Here is a 15,752-nt window from a genome sequence, read left to right on the forward strand (position 1 = left end):
ATATAAGCGGCAAATCCGGTTTGTAGCGTCCCGGAGACGGGTACTCTCCGCCCTCACGCGAAGAGCGGAGATCCTGAGAACTTCTGGCGCGATGCACCCAAGTAGCAACCGAACGTGACTGTATGAGCACCTGAAGTAGTCGAGAGTTTCTCGTGTCGGCACGTCGTCCCTGATCCAAGGGGCCAGCTACACGAGGGGATCCGATGACCGCTCCTATCGTCACCTCAGCTCCGTCGCCCGTCGCCTCGGACCGGGAAGTCGAGGATCTGGTCCGTGCCCACCTGCCTCTGGTCGGGCACCTCGTACGCGAACTCGCCAGTCGCCTGCCCGCGCACGTCAACCGGGAGGACCTGGTGTCGGCCGGCATGGCGGCACTCGCCGCCGCGGCGAAGGGCTACGACCCCGACCGGGGCACGCCGTTCGGCAGCTTCGCCACCGTCCGCATCCGCGGCGCGCTCCTCGACGAGCTGCGCGGCCTGGACTGGGCCAGCCGCTCCGTCCGCAGCCGGGCCCGCCGCATCGAGGCCGCGCAACAGCAGCTCACCGCCGCCCTCGGCCGGGCCGCCACCCCGGCGGAACTGGCCGAGGCGCTCGGGGTCGCCGTCGACGAGATCACGGCCGTCGACGAGGACGTGCAGCGCGCGGTCGTCCTGAGCCTGCAGGGCTTCGCGCCCGGCACGGCCGACGACATGGTGCGCGAGCGCACGCCGGGGCCGGAGGAACTGCTGCTGCAGCGCGAGCGGGTGGGCTACCTGCACCACGCGATCGAGGCGCTCCCGGACCGCCTGCGCCACGTCGTCGCCGGGTACTTCTTCCACGAGCGGCCGATGGCGGAAATCGCCGCCGAGCTCGGGGTCACCGAGTCGCGGGTCTCGCAGCTCCGGGCCGAGGCGCTGGTGCTGCTCCGCGAGGGGCTGAACACCCACCTGGACCCGGAGCTGGCCGGCCCGTCGAACCGGGCGAGCGGCTGCGTGGCCCGGCGGCGCGAGGCCTACTACCAGCAGATCGCCGAGCGGGGGACGCTCAACAGCCGGCTCGCGCGCACCAACGCGCTGGCGCTTCCGGTGGCCCTGGCCGCCGCATAGCAAATCCAGATCCGCACCACCCGCGAACCACCGGCCGCCGCGCCCCCACGAGGGGTTGTGGCGGCCGGTGCGCGGGCGTTAGGTTAACCAGGTGGTTAACCTTGATCTGACGTTCGGCGCCCTCGCCGACCCCACCCGGCGCTCCATCGTCGCCGCGCTCGCCGTCGAGCCCCGCACGATCGCGTCGCTGGCCGAGCCGCTGCCGATGTCGCTCGTCGCGGTCAGCAAACACATCACGGTGCTGGAGAAGGCGGGTCTGCTCACCCGCGCCCGGGCCGGCCGGGCACAGGTCTGCACGCTGCGGGCCGACCCGCTGGCCGGTGCCGCCGGCTGGATCGACCACTACCGCCGGTTCTGGACCGGGCGCATCGACTCCCTCGAGCGCTACCTGGCCACGGAGGACGGGCGATGACCGACCTGACGATCACCCGGACGCTGGCGTTCCCGGTCGACCGCGTGTGGCGGGCGATGACCGACCCGGTGGCGCTCGCCGCCTGGTTCTGGCCGCAACGCTTCAACCCCACCGCCGAGGTCGACCTGCGGGTCGGCGGCCGGTACCGGATCGACGGGCCGGCCGCGGGCATGGCGGTGAGCGGCGAGTACGTCACCGTCGAGCCGCCGCACACGCTGGTCTTCACCTGGGTCTGGGACGGCGAGCCCGGCGAGACGCTGGTGACGGTCGAGCTGACGCCCACCGCCGGCGGCACCGACCTGACGCTGCGGCACGCGCGCTTCCCCGACGACCAGCAGCGCGACCAGCACGCCCAGGGCTGGTACGACTGCCTCGACCGCCTCCCGGAGTGGCTCACCCGCTCAGCGGGATGAACTTCACCGCCTTCAGGGCGGGTGCCACCGGCGCGCCGGTGGTCGCGCCGCTGATCACGACGAAGTCGATGCCGCCGTGGCTGCCGTCGTCGGACACCGAGGTGCCGGGGACGATCATCTTGCTGAGATCCTTGAAGACGACCTCGATCTTGCGTTCGCCCGGCCCGACGTAGACCAGTTCGACCTTCGACGCCTTGTTCTTGAACCGGATCTGGATCGGCGCGGTGTTGCACTGATCGGGCTTGTCGGGCAGCGCCGACGCCAGGAACGGGGCGGCGGCGGTGCCGCGCACCGCGAGGCCCGTCGCGTTGACGCAGGCCGCGTCGCCGCCCTGGTCGGGGTTGCCGCCGAGGGTCAGGCCGTCGGCGGCGAACGCGTCGCTCGGAACGACTTTGCCGAAGCCGGGGCGGGTCAGGTCGACCTCCTTGAGGCCGGCGCCGGGCGCGACCGGTGCGCTGGACGCGGACCCCGACGGGCTGCCGCCCGGTGACGAGACGGCCGCCGAGGACGCGCCCGCACCCGCGCTCGCGGCCTTGGTCGGCTCACCGGCGGACGGCGCACCGGCCGCCACGGTCGGCGACGGTTCCGGGTCGGGCTCGTTCACCGCGCGCGCGATCAGGGCCGAGCCGAGGATCGCACCCGCGATGACGCCGAGCGCGCCCACCGCGCCGACCACCCGGGCCAGCTTCGACGCGAACCGGGGCCGCTGCAGGAACGTCGCCGCGGCGGCACCGTAGGCACCGTCGCCGCCGGCCTCGATCTTCAGCGCCCGCTGCGTCTCGCGGTTCCACGGCACCGGCGCCCGCACCGCGAGCGCGACCGTCTCGGCGTCGCCGGACTGCAGCGCCAGCATCGGTGGGTTGAACCGCGACTTCGCCCGCCGCTCCGGGTCGGTCGCCGCCAGCAGCAGCCGGACCGGCACGTTGCCGCTGTTGACGACCTGCACCTGGTACTTCGCCGACCGCTTGCCGACGGCCACCTCGGGCGCCACCTGCAGCCCGATCTGCTGCACCACCGCCACGTTGACGGTCAGCTCCTCGCAGCGCGAGATCTCCGGCCGGTAGCGCGACCGGGCCAGCACGCCGACGGTGTAGATCCCCGCCATCGCGGGCGGGTCGGTGCCGAGCGTGAGCCGCACCGACGCCGACCCGGTCTCCCCCGGGCGCAGCTTGATCAGGTCGGGTTCGACCCGGGCACCGGTGTTCTGGGGCAACCCGAGCAGGTCGAGCCCGTAGTGCTCGACCACGTCGCTGGTGTTGCGGACGCTCACCTGGAGGGCGAACGCCTCACCCGGTTGCGCGTCGGCCCGGTCCGGGGTCAGGTCGACCCGCAGCGGCACGGCCATCGGTCCTCCTCCATCCTGGGTGAGATCAGACCAGCTCGTCGAACATGGCCTCGGAGATGCACACGTCCTTGTACGTGGTTCCGGGCACGGTGGCCAGGACGACGAGCGTGACCGCCTTGGTGGTGGCGCCGTCGAGGTCGAAGGTCTGCGGATCCATCGAGTCGACCACGGGTACCTCGCGCGAGCCGGCGTCGGTCTTGATGCGCATCTTCGTGATGCGCTGGTTGTTGGTGAAGTCGGTCGGGCTCTTCGCGAACCCGTTCACCATCGTGATCCGGGCCAGCTTCACCGGACGGTTGAACGCGAACCGCACCTCGACGCCGACGTTCGTCTTGATCAGGTGACCGCCGCTGTGCCAGGCGGTCTTCAGGTCGCCGTCGTTGATGAGCTGCGGGCCCCACTTCGCCGTCTCGGGATCGGACGCGGTGGCGGTGACGGTCACCGCCGACGAGTCGACGCGGATCAACGAGACCGACGGTGCGTGCGAGGGCTGGGCGGTGGGCTCGTCCTCGTCCCGGAAAATGACCACGGCGACCACCGCGACGATCGCGACCACCGCGAGCGCCGCCGCGAGAATCGCGACCCACGCGTAGCTCCGCCGGCGCTTCGGCAGCGGACCGAGGTCGACCAGCCCCGGCTGCGCGGGCCGCAGTTCCTGGCCGCACCGCTGGCACCGGATCCGGACGGCCGGGTTGATCTCGCGGCAGGCGGGGCAGCCGATCTCGGACATGCCCGGCTGCGCCGGGGGCGCGACCGGTTCCAGCAGGATCGGGTGCGCGGCCGGGCCCGGGACGTCGCGCTCGCCGGGCGCGCGGGCGACGCCGAACTGGGGGTCGCCGCCGGCCGGCCGCTCGCGCAGGAACATCAGCGGGTAGCCGCACTGGCCGCACAGCTGGTCGCGGTTCGGGTCGACCGGCGCGCCGCAGTCCGGGCAGGAAATCGTCATGACCCACCGCCGGGAAATCTGATGTCCAGTTCGACCTGGGCGCCGAGCGGGAGTTCGGCCTCCAGGATCCGGTGGACCTGACGCTCGCTCAGGTGCCCGGTGTGGTCGAGCTGCACCACGACCTTGTGGTCGGGCGGCGGCACCGGATCGTCGTTGCCGTACACGCCGCCGTTGTCGAGCACCGTGACGCGCGACCCGGTGGCCGCCTCCAGCAGGCTCTCGACGCCGTGCCGCGTGCCGCGCCAGCCGAGCAGCCGGCCGACCTCGCGCACCAGCGACCGCTGGTACTCCGGCGGGTCGGTCGGCTCCAGCTCCACGCCCAGCCACCCGGCCAGGAACTGCAGCATCTCCGGCGCGGCGAGCCCGGTGTCGAGGTGGTGCTCGACCGAGTCGACCCGGTCGCGCACGCTGCCGGCGACCTCTTCGAGCGCGGTGACGAACCCGTTCAGCACCGGGTCTTCCGCCATCACGCGCGGAAGCTGCCCTGCCAGCCATCCGGTCATTGCTGCACGACCACCCGGTGCTGGAACGACATGAACAGCGCCTCGGGGCGCAGGCGGGCGCGCTGGTCGACCTGGTCGAGCGTCACCTTGCGGCGCAGGTCGGCCGAGAAGACGTGCACCGCCTCGACGCCCTGCACGCCGAACGCGCCGTGCAGCACCCCGTACACGTCGCCGAGGCGCAGGTCGACGCCGAACGGCCAGCCGTCGCCGCCGGGGCCGCCCCGCAACGGGTTCAGGTACTCGTAGAGCGCCATCTCGGCGCGTTCGCGGACCGTCTCCGGGCGCACGCCGCCACTGGCCCGCACCTCGGCGACCACCTTGATGCCCTGGTAGCGCGGCGGCTCGACCTTGATGCGCATCGTCAGCAGGCGCCGCGGCTCCAGGTACGCCTTGATCGTCTCCAGCAGGTCCGCGTTGATCACCAGGTCGTCGAGCGTGAGATCTTCCGGGGCGACGTCGATGCGCGGCACCACGAGCAGCCGCGCCGGTTCGCCGGGCTGCGCGGGCGGCAGGCAGCGGGCCCGGGCGACGCCGGGCGCGCCGTCGAGCGTGAGCCGCTCGACGTCCTCGGCCGTGACGGCACGGCGCGCGCCGCGCAGGTACAGCGGGCCGCGCACCTTGGCGTTCTCCACGCTCTCCGCGTCGACGCCGCCGGTGGCCGGGTCGAGGTTGGTCACGTTCGCCACGAACGGGATCGACGTGTGGAGAACCGTGAGCCGGTTCGCGGCGACGTTGCCGCGCCGTCCGCCGCCGTAGCGGTAACCGGTGACGTAGATCTGGGCGTCCTCCTGCGGCACGGCGCCGTGCTGGCGGGCCCGGCCCTCGCGGTCGAACACCTGCGGGCCGAACCGGATCTCGCCGTTGGCGCCCGACCACGTGAACACGCGGTCGTCGATGGTGGCGTCGCTCAGGTCGGCGACCTCCGACCAGACCTCCTCCTCCGGCGGGCTGCCGCGGTCGTGCCGGGGCGGCACCACGCGCACGGTCTCGTCGGCCTTCCGGGGCAGCACCGGCGCGCGGCGCACCGTGAACACCTGGCCGGGGCGGCCGGTGCTGGTGCCGAGGAGTTCGGCGGGCGCCGGTTCGGCGTGGTGCGCGGCGACCGCGCCGCCGATGCTCAGCGCCTGCAACGACTCCAGCCGCGGCGGGTTCCGGTAGTCGGGCTGGCCGGGCGCGGCCTGGATCAGCCGGCACCGCACCCAGTGGGCCCGTCTGGTGCCGAGGGCGAGCGGCTTGTGGCGGGGCGGGAGGAGCAGGGTCACCTCGCCCGGGCTGTTGAAGCCGGCGCTGGTGTCGTCGAGGATGCGGACGTTCTGCCACTCCCGGCCGTCCCACGCCTCCCAGACCCGGGGTGGACGCCGCGGGTCGACGCCGGCTCCCTCCGGGCCCGTCTTCACCTCGAGGCGGAGCAGGTTGCCGGCGGCGGAGTCGGCGAAACCGAAGTAGACGGCCTCGTCGGGGCGCAGCGTCGGGAACAGCCTTACCGAACTGGCTTCCCGCCTGAGGTCGTCCCAGTGGTCGGTGAAGCGGTCGTCGGTGTGGGTCAGACAGGCGATCAGTTGCGGGGCGACGATCTGCAACTCGTCGTCGGTGAGGAAGACGACCGCCTCGCCGTCGGAGCTGCGCTCGGTGCTCACCTGGGTGCCGGCCGGGATGCGCACGGGTTCGGCGCGCGGCGCGGTGAGGTTGAAGAGCAGGTCGACCCGGGCCGGCACGGCGGAGAACAGTTCGATGCCGACGAGTTCGAGGAACTTCACGTACATCCGGTCGGGCACCTGGTTGAGCCGGTACAGCGTCATCTCGGTCATCCAGGCGAACAGCTCGATGAGCGCCACACCCGGGTCGGAGACGTTGTGGTCCGTCCAATCGGGACAGTGCCGCGGGATGCGCCGCTTCGCCTCGTCGACGATGTCCTGGAAGCGCCGGTCGTCCAGGTTGGGGCTGGGGAGACTCATGCCACTCCTCCTTCCCCAGGGATGGTGTAGAACGGGAACACCAGGTTCCGGACGTCGTTGGTGGACCGCATCCGGTAGTCGAGCTCTATCTTTACCTCCGCCGATTCCTGATCGGCCACCGCGATCACGCGGTCGACGTCGATGCGCGGTTCCCAGCGGTCCAGCGCCTCCCGCACGTACTGCTCGATCTGGCCGAGCGTGCCGGCGGTGAGCGGCGCGAAGATCAGGCTCCACATGCGACACCCGAACTCGGGACGCATCACGCGCTCGCCCGGGATCGTCGACAGGATCATCCGGATCGAGGCGTCGATCTCCTCGCTGCCGGTGATGAGGCGGATCGTGCCGGCCGGCGTGACCGAGGTCGGAAAGCTCCAGCCCGCACCGATGAAGTCGCCGTGCTTCGCCATGGTTTTCTCAGCCCACCAACACATTCGGTGAGCCGGAGGCGATCGTGCCCACCGGTGCGTCGACGGGGTCGTTGCACGTCATCACCGCGTCGCCGACGCGCGCCAGCGGCTTGTTGTTCACCAGCACCGTCTGCGAGCCGACCAGGACCTTGCCCTGGTTGGTCGGCGGCTTGCTGAACGTCATCGGCGGCGGCGGGATGTGCGGCGGCGTGTGTTTGGAGATGCTGTCCTGGGTCGCCGCGGGCAGGCCGTTGATGAACACGTCGCCCGACAGCGCCTGTTGCAGCAGGCTGACGAACGGCAGCGGCGTCGGCACCGGTGGGCCGCTCGGCGGCACGCACAGGTGCGTATCGGTGCCGGTGACCTGGTCGTTCTGGCGCGCGGCGGGTTGTCCCACGGTCCTGTTCCTCTAGTTCAGCTTGATGGGCTTGCCGGTCAGCGTCATCTGGCCGGTCGCGGTGATCTCGATCTCGGCGGCGTTGATGACGAGCTTGTTCTTCGCGGTGACCTCGATGTCGGTGGCCTCGACGACGAGCTTCTGCTCGCCGATCAGCTGCGACTCCTTCTGTTCCAGGTGCAGCTTGTTCTTGTCGCCGCCGAGCGACAGGTGCACCGACGGCGTCGGCTCGTCGGTGAACAGCAGCCGCGAGTCGATGCGGGTCACCAGGCCGCGCTCGTTGACCTTGCCGTTGGCCACCGCTGATTGCAGCGGCACCGCGTCGGTGCGGTTCCACATCCCGCCCAGCACGACCGGCCGGGTCTGGTCGTCGTGCTCGAACCCGACCAGCACCTCGTCGTCGACCTCGGGCAGCCACTGCATGCCCCGCTTCGGGCCGCCGCCGAGCGTGGCCACCCGCGCCCAGGCGCTCTCGTCCTCGGCCGACAGCGTCGGGAACGTCACCTTGATCCGGCCCAGCTTCTCCGGGTCGTTGTTGTTGGTGACGATGCCGACGACCAGCCCGCCCCACGACTTCGACGCGCCGTTGGTGGCGTTCTGCCCGCCGACGAGGAGATCGGCGATACCCGCCGGTTCCTTGCCACCGCACACGATCCGCGTGACGTAGGGGCGGCCGGCGCCGTAGAGGTGCTCCACGCTCGTCACCCGGTAGTTGCCCGCGAGGCGGGTGCCGACGCCCTCGACCTTCACCATCGCGCCGGCCGCCAGCAGCGGGTCGCCGCTCGCCTCGCCGCGGAGCACCACCTCGGCACCCGACGACCGGAGCAGGAACGCCTGCGCGAGCGCGTCGGCCTGCGCCTGATCGGCGACCGGGAAGTAGCCGGCGCTGCGCTGCACGCGTCCAAAAGCTCTCTTCGCCGCGGCGTGCATCTCGTCGCCGGCCGGGGCATCCGTGCCGAGCTCGCCCTCCGACGCGCGGCCGACGATCGGCTTCTTCGCCAGCGGGTCCCAGCCACGCACCTGGACCTCGTCGCAGCGCTCGCCCGAGGCGAACCGCACCGAGAAGCCCTTGAGGTTGGCGCCCCAGCGCAACGGCGGCGGCGACCCGGTGGCGCGCGGGCCCTTCTTGAAATGGAACGTCTTCTCGCTGATCCAGAAGTCGAAACCGATCCGGGCGGCCCGCCTTCTCAGGAACGCGTAGTCGGTCTCGGCCACCTGCAACAGGTACTCGTGCACCTCGCCGGTGCTGTCGACGTCGGGCTCCAGGCCGTACTCCCCCGCGATGCGGCTGGCCACGTCGCCGTCGGTGACGCTCTGGAAGCTCCGGCTCTTCGGCGCGCGGGCCATGCGGTGGGTCAGGTCGAGGCCGGCGAGCACCAGTTCGTGGCGGCCGCCGCGGCCCGGTTCCATCGAGACCGCGGTGAGCTCGCCGGAGGTGACGAGCACCGGGTCGCCCTCGGCCCGGAACGCGATCTCCATGCGGGTGCCGAGCGTGAACATGTCCTTGTCGAACAGCTCGAAGTGCGGGTCGTCGAAGTGGACGGCGAAGTAGTCGGGCAGCTGCACGGACTCCTCGACGCGCACGAGCGAGAGGAGCCCGTACAGGTCGGCGGGCAACGGGCGTCCGTCGGCGGTGATGACGACGCCGTCGAGCCGCTTCTGGTTCTCAGCCACGACGGCGCACCGGCAGCTCGGGAATCACCAGCACGGTTCCGGGCTCGACGTCGAACGGGTCGATCACGCCGTTCGCCTCGGCGATCAGCCGCCAGTTGAACGGGTCGGCGTAGTGCGCGGCGGCGATGCGGTCGAGCGTCTCGCCGTGCACCACGCGGTGCACCGTGTGCAGCGTCGGCGTTCCGGACGTCGGGTTCTGCAGCGGCTTGTACTCCTCGTCGTTGAACTGCTTCAGCGTCATGTCGGCCTTGGCCCGCAACGGCATGCCCGAGCTGGCGAAGTACGTGAACTTGATCTGCAGCCGTTCCACGATCGCCTTGAAGCTCGCCAGTTTTCCCCAGTGGAACTCGACCCACGGCGGTCGCGCGTTGTTGCGCGCCTTGTCGGCACCGGCGATCGAGGGGTCGACCTTCATCAGCTCGAGCAGCTTGCTGGTGTGCTCGGTGACGTCGGTTCCCTTGTCGGTGGTGTCGAGCATCAGGCTGAGCGTCAGCGTGCCCGGCTGGCCGGCCTGGAACCGCAGTTCGGGCGAGTTGCGGCCCTTGCTCTCCGGCACCTGCCAGGTGTTGCTTTTGGAGATGGTGAGTTCGGCCGGGTTGAACAGGCACTCGAACTTGGCACCCTTCTCCGTGATCAGATAGGCCTTCTCGGGTCCGGCCATCTAGAACACCCCCGCCCAGCGCCCACCGCGCCGCTCGATCTCCCGCAGGAGACGCTCTTCGACCATCTCCACGATCCGGTCGGCGTCGATCGCGCCGCTGTGCGCCACGTCTCCGCCGAGAGAAGCAAGGCTCGGGGCGCCGGGAGCCCGTCCCGAGGCGGGTGCGCCGCCGCCGGGGGCCGCGGGCGCGCCGCCACCGCCCGACGCGTCGTATCCGCCGCCGGCGGCCGCACCACCGGCCACGCCACCGGAACCGCCGCCGTACGCGCCACCGGAGGCGTCGCCGGATGCCCAGCCGCCTCCGCCGCCCGCCATCCCGCCCGCGCCGCCGCCATCGGTGGACCAGCCGGCACCGCCGCCCGCGCCACCGCCTGCGCCACCGCCGGCACCGCCGCCGGACCAGCTGTCGCCACCCGCGCCGCCGGACCAGTCGCCTGCGCCACCGGACATGCCGGGCATCGCGGGGAGCTGGCCACCGGGCATCGCGGCGAGAATGGTCTGGCGGGCGGTGCTCGTGGCCAGGTCCGCGACCGCGCCGACCCCGCCGCCCACCGGCAGCCCCTCGACGATCCCGGCCGCGACGCCACCGGTGTCGCCGGCCGCGTCACGGGCGGCCGCGCCGAGCGCACCGGGCAGGCCGGTCGCACCGGCCAGGCCGCCCGCGGCACCGGCCAATCCCCCGGCGCCGGCCATTCCCGCGATGCCGGACAGGCCGCCACCGGCACCGGCCAGTCCCGCGGCACCGGCCAATCCCGCCGCACCGGCCAGTCCCGCCGCACCGGACAGGCTGCCACCCGCGGCACCGGCCATTCCGGCGACGCCGGACAGGCCGCCACCGGCGCCGGCCAGTCCCGGGATGCCGGCCAGGCCGCCGGCAGCGGCCGGACCGCTTGCGCCACCGGCCATTCCGCTCACCGTGCCGGCGAGTCCGCGACCGCTCGCGAGGCCGGCCAGCGATGTCGTGCCGAAGGATCCGGCGCCGGACTGTCCACCGAGGACACCGGTCGGGCCCATCCCGGGGAGGCCGCCGGCGGAGAACGTCGTGCCCGGGCCGCCGCGACCGCTGAGAATCGAGGCGCCGGCGGCGAGGGCGCTGCGCTCGTCGTCGTCGAGGTGGGCGGTGTGGCGGCCGAGGAAGAACCGTGGCCGGCGGACCGGGTTGCGGGTGTGCGTCAACTCGTGCGCCAGCACCGACACCGAGGACGGTGCGGTCGTCGGCACACCGGGCAGGTGCACCACGGATCCGGTGGTGGCACCGAGCGCACCGGCCGCGGTGAGCGCGTGCCGGGTGGCGGGGCCGGTGGTGAACCTCGGGGTGGCACCGCTCCCGACGATGGACCGGGCCATGCCCCGCAACGCCGTGGGCAGTTCGCGCGGCGCCTCCAGCGGGCGCGCCGCCACCGCGGCCTCCCACCGCTGGCGCGGCGTCGGCCGGTCGATCTGGCGGGCCGAGGCGGGCGCGGGGCCGGCCCGCTCGATCACCGACGGCGGGGGTGGCGTGGCCGACACCGCGCCGGTCGGATCCGGCGCACTCGTCGGCGACGAGGACCCGCCCAGCACCCGAAGATCGGACGCGGCCACCGGATTGCTCACGGTCGGCCCGGCGTCGGTGGGCCGCACCAACGGCTGCCGGCCGGACCCGTTGCGCAGCAACCGAACCAGCTCGGCCGCCCCGGCAGCCGTCGACCCGATCCCGATCGTGGAGAACGGTCGTCGCCCCGGCAACCACGAACTTCCAGGATCGCCGGAACGGGTGGACGCGGAGCCGGGTGCGCCGGAGAGAGCCGCGGCGGAGGCCGGGCCGAGACCGGCTGCGCCGGGCGAAGCCGTAGCGCCGGACGGGCGCGCGCCGGGTGCGCCAGAGAGAGCAGTAGCCGGGCCGAAACCGGATGCGCCGGAGAGAGCCGTGGCGCCTGCCGGGCGCAAGCCGGAAAGGCCGGGCGAAGCCGGGGACGTGGCTGGGCGCGCGCCGGGTGCGCCGGAGGGAGTCGGGGTGGCGCCGGGTAGGTGCAACCCGGATGCGCCGGTCGCGGCTGGGCGCGCGCCGGGCGTACCGGAGAGAGCCGTGGCGGCGGCCAGGCGCAAACCGGTGACGCCGGGCGCCGGCGTGGCTGGGCGCGAGCCGGGTCCGCCGGACGGAGTGGGTCCGGCCGGCGTGTCGGTGACGGGGATGGGGCCCGCGACCCGGAGGTCGGACACGGACAGCGGGTTGCTCACCGTGGGGCCGGGCCGCCCGGGGCGCAGGACCCGGTGGGTCTTCGCGTGGACAAGGGGCGCCGGGCCGGCGGGAGCCGGCCGGGCGCCGGGTGCGGACGCCGTACCCGTGTTCGGGGTCGCCGCCGGGGAGGGCGCATGGCGTCGCAGAAATTCGATCATTGTCCATGGTGGACGGACCTGGAGCGCGCCCACGACATCGGCCGCGACGGGCGCCGTGCGCCGGCGCGGCCGCAACAGGCCGGGCCGGCGGAACAGCGTACGGAGGCGGTGTAGCAAGCGATGCCGCCTACTTGCTGGAGCGGAAGCCACTGTGACACACCTCCAGTTCCTCCACCGCCAGCTCGCGCGACGACGCCGCGAGCTTGGGACCGCTCCAGCGCACCGGCTTGGCGTTCGTGAACTCCCACGTGCGCACCGGCTTGCCCTTCGCGTTGAGCACGCTGACCTTGCCGGAGCGGCCGGTGACGCTGTTGGTCTTCGAGAAGCCCTCGCCGGAGCATTCCATCAGCCACTCGAAGAGCGCGTCGGAGTTGGTGACGCCGCGTTTCAGCACGAGGTTCGGCCACTTCATGCGGCCGAGAAGCTTGTGCGTGAAGGCATTCTGGCCGCCCTCGGGCACGTCCTCGACCTCGATCTGGACGGACAGGCCGGAGACCTCCGTGAACGCACCGATCGTGCGCCCCTCCACCTCGAACACGAACCGCCCGGCGAACGGCGGGTCCATCGTGCGTGCGTCAGCCACCGCGTACTCCTTGCCAGGCGCGTTCGTTCAGGGTGCCCACCTCCTGCAGCAGCCGGATCCGGTCACCGTGCTCGAGGTCGAGCAGGGTGTCGAACGGCCAGTGCAGGTGGTAGGCGAGATAGGAGATCTCCTGCCACAGCTCGTCGTGGTCGTACCTGCCTAGCCCACCTCCACGGAGCTCTGCGGGAAAGGGGCTCCCGGCTCCAGGGAGTCGAGCACGGACGCGTCCTGGAAGTTGATGATCCGGTACAGGTCCTGCAGGTAGCTGAAATCGCTGACGAACAGCGACTCGATGGTCTGCGTGGTGACCCGGGGGACGGTGCCCAGTTCGGACACCACCCGGGCCAGCACGATGACCGTGGCGTACGACTCGTTCTCCTTGACCCGCGGGTCGCGCAACGGCTCGATCTCGTCGCGGGCGCACGCCAGCCGCATGGTGCCGGTGCGGTGCAGCGTGCCCTGGCTGTCGACGTAGCCCTTGGGGAGGGTGAACGGGTATTCGGTCTGCAGGCTCATTTCGACCGACGCAGTCCTTCGTGTGTGATGACGATCTTCTCGGTGGCGACCTCGTTGCCGCCCGCGTCGAGCTCGGCGCCGGTCCACTTCGACGGCCATCCCATGTCGAAGTCCCAGCGGGCGACCTCTTTCTTCATCGAGTCCTTGATGACGATCGAGCCGCTGCGCCGGGCCTGGTCGACGTCGCCGTCCTCGACCTGCTTGCGCCACTCCCACAGGGCCTGCGACTCGTCGACGCGACGCTCGAGGGTGATGTCGCTCCACTTCATGGCGCCGGGCACCTTGCGGATGATCATCTTGCCCTCTTTGGTGGCCTCCTTGTACTCGATGGTCTCGGTCTCCGCCTCGACACCCGAGCACTTGCGGAAGCTCGCCAGTTCAACTCCGCCGATCTCCAGGACGAAGTTGAAGGTGGTCATCAGGTCAGGCATTTGTCAAACCCCTTACTCGGACGCGGCTCCGCCGCCCTGCCACTGACTGATCCGGAAGATGACGAACTCGGCCGGCTTCACCGGCGCGATCCCCACCTCGACGATGAGCTTTCCCTCGTCCACGGAGGACGCCGGGTTGTTGCTCTCGTCGCACACAACGTAGAAGGCCTGCTCCATGGTGGTGCCGACCAATGCGCCCTGCATCCACAGGCCGCGGAGGAACGACGTGATGTTGCGCTTGACCCGCTGCCACAGGTCGAAGTCGTTCGGCTCGAACACCGCCCACTGGGTTCCGCGCCGGATCGACTCCTCGATGAAGTTGAAGAGACGACGGACGTTGATGTAGCGCCAGCTCGGGTCGGTCTTCGCGAGCGTGCGGGCGCCCCAGATCTTCGTGCCGTAGCTGCCGAAGCTGCGGATGCAGTTGACGCCCTCGGGGTTCAGCAGGTCCTGCTCGCCGCTGGTGACCTCGAACTCCAGCCGCGCGATGCCGCGCAGCGCCTCGTTGGCCGGTGCCTTCCAGACGCCGCGGGTGCCGTCGGTGCGGGCCCACACGCCGGCGACGTGACCGCTCGCCGGGACGGTGAGGAACTTCTCGCCGTTGGTGGCGCCGGGGCGCTGCAACGGGTTCGTGATCACCACGTTCGGGTAGTACAGCGCGGCGAACGCCGAGTCGCGGGCCAGCTTCTGGCGCCACTCCAGGGCCCGCGTCGCGTTGAGGCCGGGCGGGGTGTCGAGGATCGCCATCTTGGTGTGGCTGCTCTCGCACCAGTCGACGAGCTGCTTCTGCACGGCGAGGTAGGTCTCCTCGTCGAAGCTGCCGTCGTCGCCGGTGGTGATCGTGATGAGGTCGGGGATCGCGACCATCGTGACGGCCTCGGCGATCGCCAGGCCCTGGTAGCCGGTGCGCTCGGCGACCGAGCCCTCGAGGTCGGCCGGTGTCACGCCGTTCAGCGCGACCGCGGGCCGCTCGACCTGGTACCGGCCGGGCGCCGGGGCCCGCTCGGCCAGCGAGACGCCGTGCATCGGCGGGATCTCGATGCGGACGAACCGGGACCGCTCGTTGACCGTGCGCTCCAGCGTCCGCGGGCTCTTGCCGGTGAACTGCAGGCCGCCGATCTCCTCCTGCAGCGACCCGTCGGAGTAGACGCGCAGGGTGTACTCGCCGGCCGGGTTCTCACCGCCGCCGCCGCCGTTGCCGCCCTCGCCGCCCTGCGGCGGTGCCGCCGGCGGAACGACCTCGACCTCCACGCGCGCGCCCGGGTTGAGCGCCGCGATGTGCAGGCTCTCGACCTCGGGCCGCTCGGCGGCCGGCAGCGACAGCCGGGCCTGGCCGTCACCGTCGCCGTCACCGACCGGGATCCGGACGATGTAGGCGGCGGCGCCGCCGTTCTCGAAGAACCCGCGCACGGCGTGCGGCAGGCGGGCGCCCCGCACGAACCCGCCGTACACCCGCTCGTACTGCGGCCAGCTCGTCACGAGCTGGGGCTTGACGCCATCGGGGTCGGTCGGATCGCCCTCGTCGACGTTGTAGGTCTCGGTGAAGCCGACGAACGCCGCCACGGCGGTACCGACGCCTTCGATCGGCATGGATCCGCTGGGCTGTTCCTCGATGTAAACGCCCGGCGCTCCGTAACTCGCCGCCACGGTCTACCCCCTCTGTTGGTTTTCCTTGCTTCGACGCAGGTACAGGTATGGATTGGTGCTATTTCTGGACGGCGCTCGCGAGCAGCGCCGGGTCGAGATCGGTGGTGTAGGACTCGCCGTAGTGCAACGGCGGGAAGATGCGCATCAGCGGCTGGGCCGACGAGCAGGCCACGACCTTGACCGACGGGAACTGGTAGACGATGCGGTACACGAGATCGAGCACATGGTGCTGGTCGAGGTCGAGCACGATCACGTCGGGCAGCGCCTCGACGAGCCGGTCGACCACGTCGGCGTCGGCGGCCTCGACGAGCTCGATGCCGTCGGAGCGCAGGATGTCCTGCAGGCCCAGCCGATGCAGCGCGCTGAAGTCACCCATCAGCACCCGTGTCATCACACCTCCC

Annotated in this window: 17 protein-coding genes and 1 pseudogene; 3 read left to right on the forward strand and 15 right to left on the reverse strand. The window is 71.7% G+C overall.

Features of this window, described 5'->3' with window-relative positions; all coding sequences use genetic code 11:
• The first annotated feature begins 203 nt into the window (after nt 1-203).
• The 3 genes from Vau01_RS13990 to Vau01_RS14000 all read left to right on the forward strand — a co-directional run bounded on the left by Vau01_RS13990 (nt 204) and on the right by Vau01_RS14000 (nt 1,910).
• A complete protein-coding gene (locus tag Vau01_RS13990; protein ID WP_203991938.1) occupies nt 204-1,085 on the forward strand; it encodes a sigma-70 family RNA polymerase sigma factor in 882 nt (293 codons plus the stop codon).
• 91 nt (nt 1,086-1,176) lie between these two features.
• Nucleotides 1,177-1,497 (forward strand): ArsR/SmtB family transcription factor, encoded by a 321-nt coding sequence (locus Vau01_RS13995; RefSeq protein ID WP_203991940.1) that lies wholly within the window; start codon nt 1,177-1,179, stop codon nt 1,495-1,497.
• Nucleotides 1,494-1,910, forward strand: coding sequence for an SRPBCC family protein (locus Vau01_RS14000; protein WP_203991942.1), 417 nt, complete (start codon nt 1,494-1,496; stop codon nt 1,908-1,910). Before Vau01_RS13995 ends, Vau01_RS14000 begins: the two co-directional genes overlap by 4 nt.
• Here the strand turns inward: Vau01_RS14000 and Vau01_RS14005 are convergent.
• From Vau01_RS14005 to Vau01_RS14070, 15 genes and pseudogenes are all read right to left on the reverse strand, one after another.
• A complete protein-coding gene (locus Vau01_RS14005) occupies nt 1,891-3,255 on the reverse strand; it encodes a COG1470 family protein (protein WP_203991944.1) in 1,365 nt (454 codons plus the stop codon). The genes Vau01_RS14000 and Vau01_RS14005 overlap by 20 nt on opposite strands.
• A 25-nt stretch (nt 3,256-3,280) precedes the next feature.
• The gene (locus Vau01_RS14010; RefSeq protein WP_203991947.1) at nt 3,281-4,201 is read right to left on the reverse strand and encodes an NADase-type glycan-binding domain-containing protein; all 921 of its coding nucleotides are present in this window, start codon (nt 4,199-4,201) and stop codon (nt 3,281-3,283) included.
• Nucleotides 4,198-4,671, reverse strand: coding sequence for a phage tail protein (locus Vau01_RS14015; RefSeq protein WP_275423940.1), 474 nt, complete (start codon nt 4,669-4,671; stop codon nt 4,198-4,200). Before Vau01_RS14015 ends, Vau01_RS14010 begins: the two co-directional genes overlap by 4 nt.
• A gap of 29 nt (nt 4,672-4,700) precedes the next feature.
• Nucleotides 4,701-6,659 carry a putative baseplate assembly protein gene (locus Vau01_RS14020; protein ID WP_203991953.1) on the reverse strand — a complete coding sequence of 653 codons (1,959 nt, stop codon included), beginning with the start codon at nt 6,657-6,659 and terminating at the stop codon, nt 4,701-4,703.
• Nucleotides 6,656-7,066 carry a GPW/gp25 family protein gene (locus tag Vau01_RS14025; protein ID WP_203991956.1) on the reverse strand — a complete coding sequence of 137 codons (411 nt, stop codon included), beginning with the start codon at nt 7,064-7,066 and terminating at the stop codon, nt 6,656-6,658. Before Vau01_RS14025 ends, Vau01_RS14020 begins: the two co-directional genes overlap by 4 nt.
• A gap of 7 nt (nt 7,067-7,073) precedes the next feature.
• The gene (locus Vau01_RS14030; protein ID WP_203991959.1) at nt 7,074-7,463 is read right to left on the reverse strand and encodes a PAAR domain-containing protein; all 390 of its coding nucleotides are present in this window, start codon (nt 7,461-7,463) and stop codon (nt 7,074-7,076) included.
• A gap of 12 nt (nt 7,464-7,475) precedes the next feature.
• Nucleotides 7,476-9,137, reverse strand: a complete 1,662-nt coding sequence (locus tag Vau01_RS14035; protein WP_203991962.1) for a VgrG-related protein — start codon at nt 9,135-9,137, stop codon at nt 7,476-7,478.
• A complete protein-coding gene (locus Vau01_RS14040; protein WP_203991964.1) occupies nt 9,130-9,798 on the reverse strand; it encodes a CIS tube protein in 669 nt (222 codons plus the stop codon). Before Vau01_RS14040 ends, Vau01_RS14035 begins: the two co-directional genes overlap by 8 nt.
• Nucleotides 9,799-11,523, reverse strand: a complete 1,725-nt coding sequence (locus Vau01_RS14045) for an eCIS core domain-containing protein (protein ID WP_203991966.1) — start codon at nt 11,521-11,523, stop codon at nt 9,799-9,801.
• Between the two features lie 778 nt (nt 11,524-12,301).
• Nucleotides 12,302-12,757, reverse strand: a complete 456-nt coding sequence (locus Vau01_RS14050; protein WP_239151566.1) for a phage tail protein — start codon at nt 12,755-12,757, stop codon at nt 12,302-12,304.
• Nucleotides 12,750-12,902, reverse strand: a pseudogene (locus Vau01_RS65230) (DUF6760 family protein); the annotation flags it as partial. The gene Vau01_RS14050 and the pseudogene Vau01_RS65230, both read right to left, overlap by 8 nt.
• Before the next feature lie 14 nt (nt 12,903-12,916).
• Nucleotides 12,917-13,273: a hypothetical protein gene (locus Vau01_RS14055; protein ID WP_239151567.1), complete on the reverse strand. Its 357-nt coding sequence runs from the start codon at nt 13,271-13,273 to the stop codon at nt 12,917-12,919.
• Entirely contained in the window at nt 13,270-13,704 is a 435-nt protein-coding gene (locus Vau01_RS14060) for a phage tail protein (RefSeq protein WP_239151568.1), read from the reverse strand. The genes Vau01_RS14055 and Vau01_RS14060 overlap by 4 nt, the downstream gene beginning before the upstream one ends.
• Before the next feature lie 12 nt (nt 13,705-13,716).
• Entirely contained in the window at nt 13,717-15,351 is a 1,635-nt protein-coding gene (locus Vau01_RS14065; RefSeq protein WP_203991968.1) for a phage tail sheath family protein, read from the reverse strand.
• Nucleotides 15,352-15,409: 58 nt separating this feature from the next.
• Entirely contained in the window at nt 15,410-15,742 is a 333-nt protein-coding gene (locus Vau01_RS14070) for a response regulator (protein ID WP_203991970.1), read from the reverse strand.
• Between the last annotated feature and the right edge of the window lie 10 nt (nt 15,743-15,752).

Origin of the sequence: Virgisporangium aurantiacum (assembly GCF_016863635.1) — a bacterium.
Lineage (GTDB): Bacteria > Actinomycetota > Actinomycetes > Mycobacteriales > Micromonosporaceae > Virgisporangium > Virgisporangium aurantiacum.

What these genes read in the sequence shown, in the direction of transcription:
- Vau01_RS14010 (WP_203991947.1), bottom strand. Translation starts at nt 4,201, where the DNA reads ATGACGATTTCCTGCCCGGACTGCGGCGCGCCGGTCGACCCGAACCGC.
- Vau01_RS13990 (WP_203991938.1), top strand. Translation starts at nt 204, where the DNA reads ATGACCGCTCCTATCGTCACCTCAGCTCCGTCGCCCGTCGCCTCGGAC.
- Vau01_RS14000 (WP_203991942.1), top strand. Translation starts at nt 1,494, where the DNA reads ATGACCGACCTGACGATCACCCGGACGCTGGCGTTCCCGGTCGACCGC.
- Vau01_RS14040 (WP_203991964.1), bottom strand. Translation starts at nt 9,798, where the DNA reads ATGGCCGGACCCGAGAAGGCCTATCTGATCACGGAGAAGGGTGCCAAG.
- Vau01_RS14020 (WP_203991953.1), bottom strand. Translation starts at nt 6,659, where the DNA reads ATGAGTCTCCCCAGCCCCAACCTGGACGACCGGCGCTTCCAGGACATC.
- Vau01_RS14025 (WP_203991956.1), bottom strand. Translation starts at nt 7,066, where the DNA reads ATGGCGAAGCACGGCGACTTCATCGGTGCGGGCTGGAGCTTTCCGACC.
- Vau01_RS14055 (WP_239151567.1), bottom strand. Translation starts at nt 13,273, where the DNA reads ATGAGCCTGCAGACCGAATACCCGTTCACCCTCCCCAAGGGCTACGTC.
- Vau01_RS14070 (WP_203991970.1), bottom strand. Translation starts at nt 15,742, where the DNA reads ATGACACGGGTGCTGATGGGTGACTTCAGCGCGCTGCATCGGCTGGGC.
- Vau01_RS14005 (WP_203991944.1), bottom strand. Translation starts at nt 3,255, where the DNA reads ATGGCCGTGCCGCTGCGGGTCGACCTGACCCCGGACCGGGCCGACGCG.
- Vau01_RS14060 (WP_239151568.1), bottom strand. Translation starts at nt 13,704, where the DNA reads ATGCCTGACCTGATGACCACCTTCAACTTCGTCCTGGAGATCGGCGGA.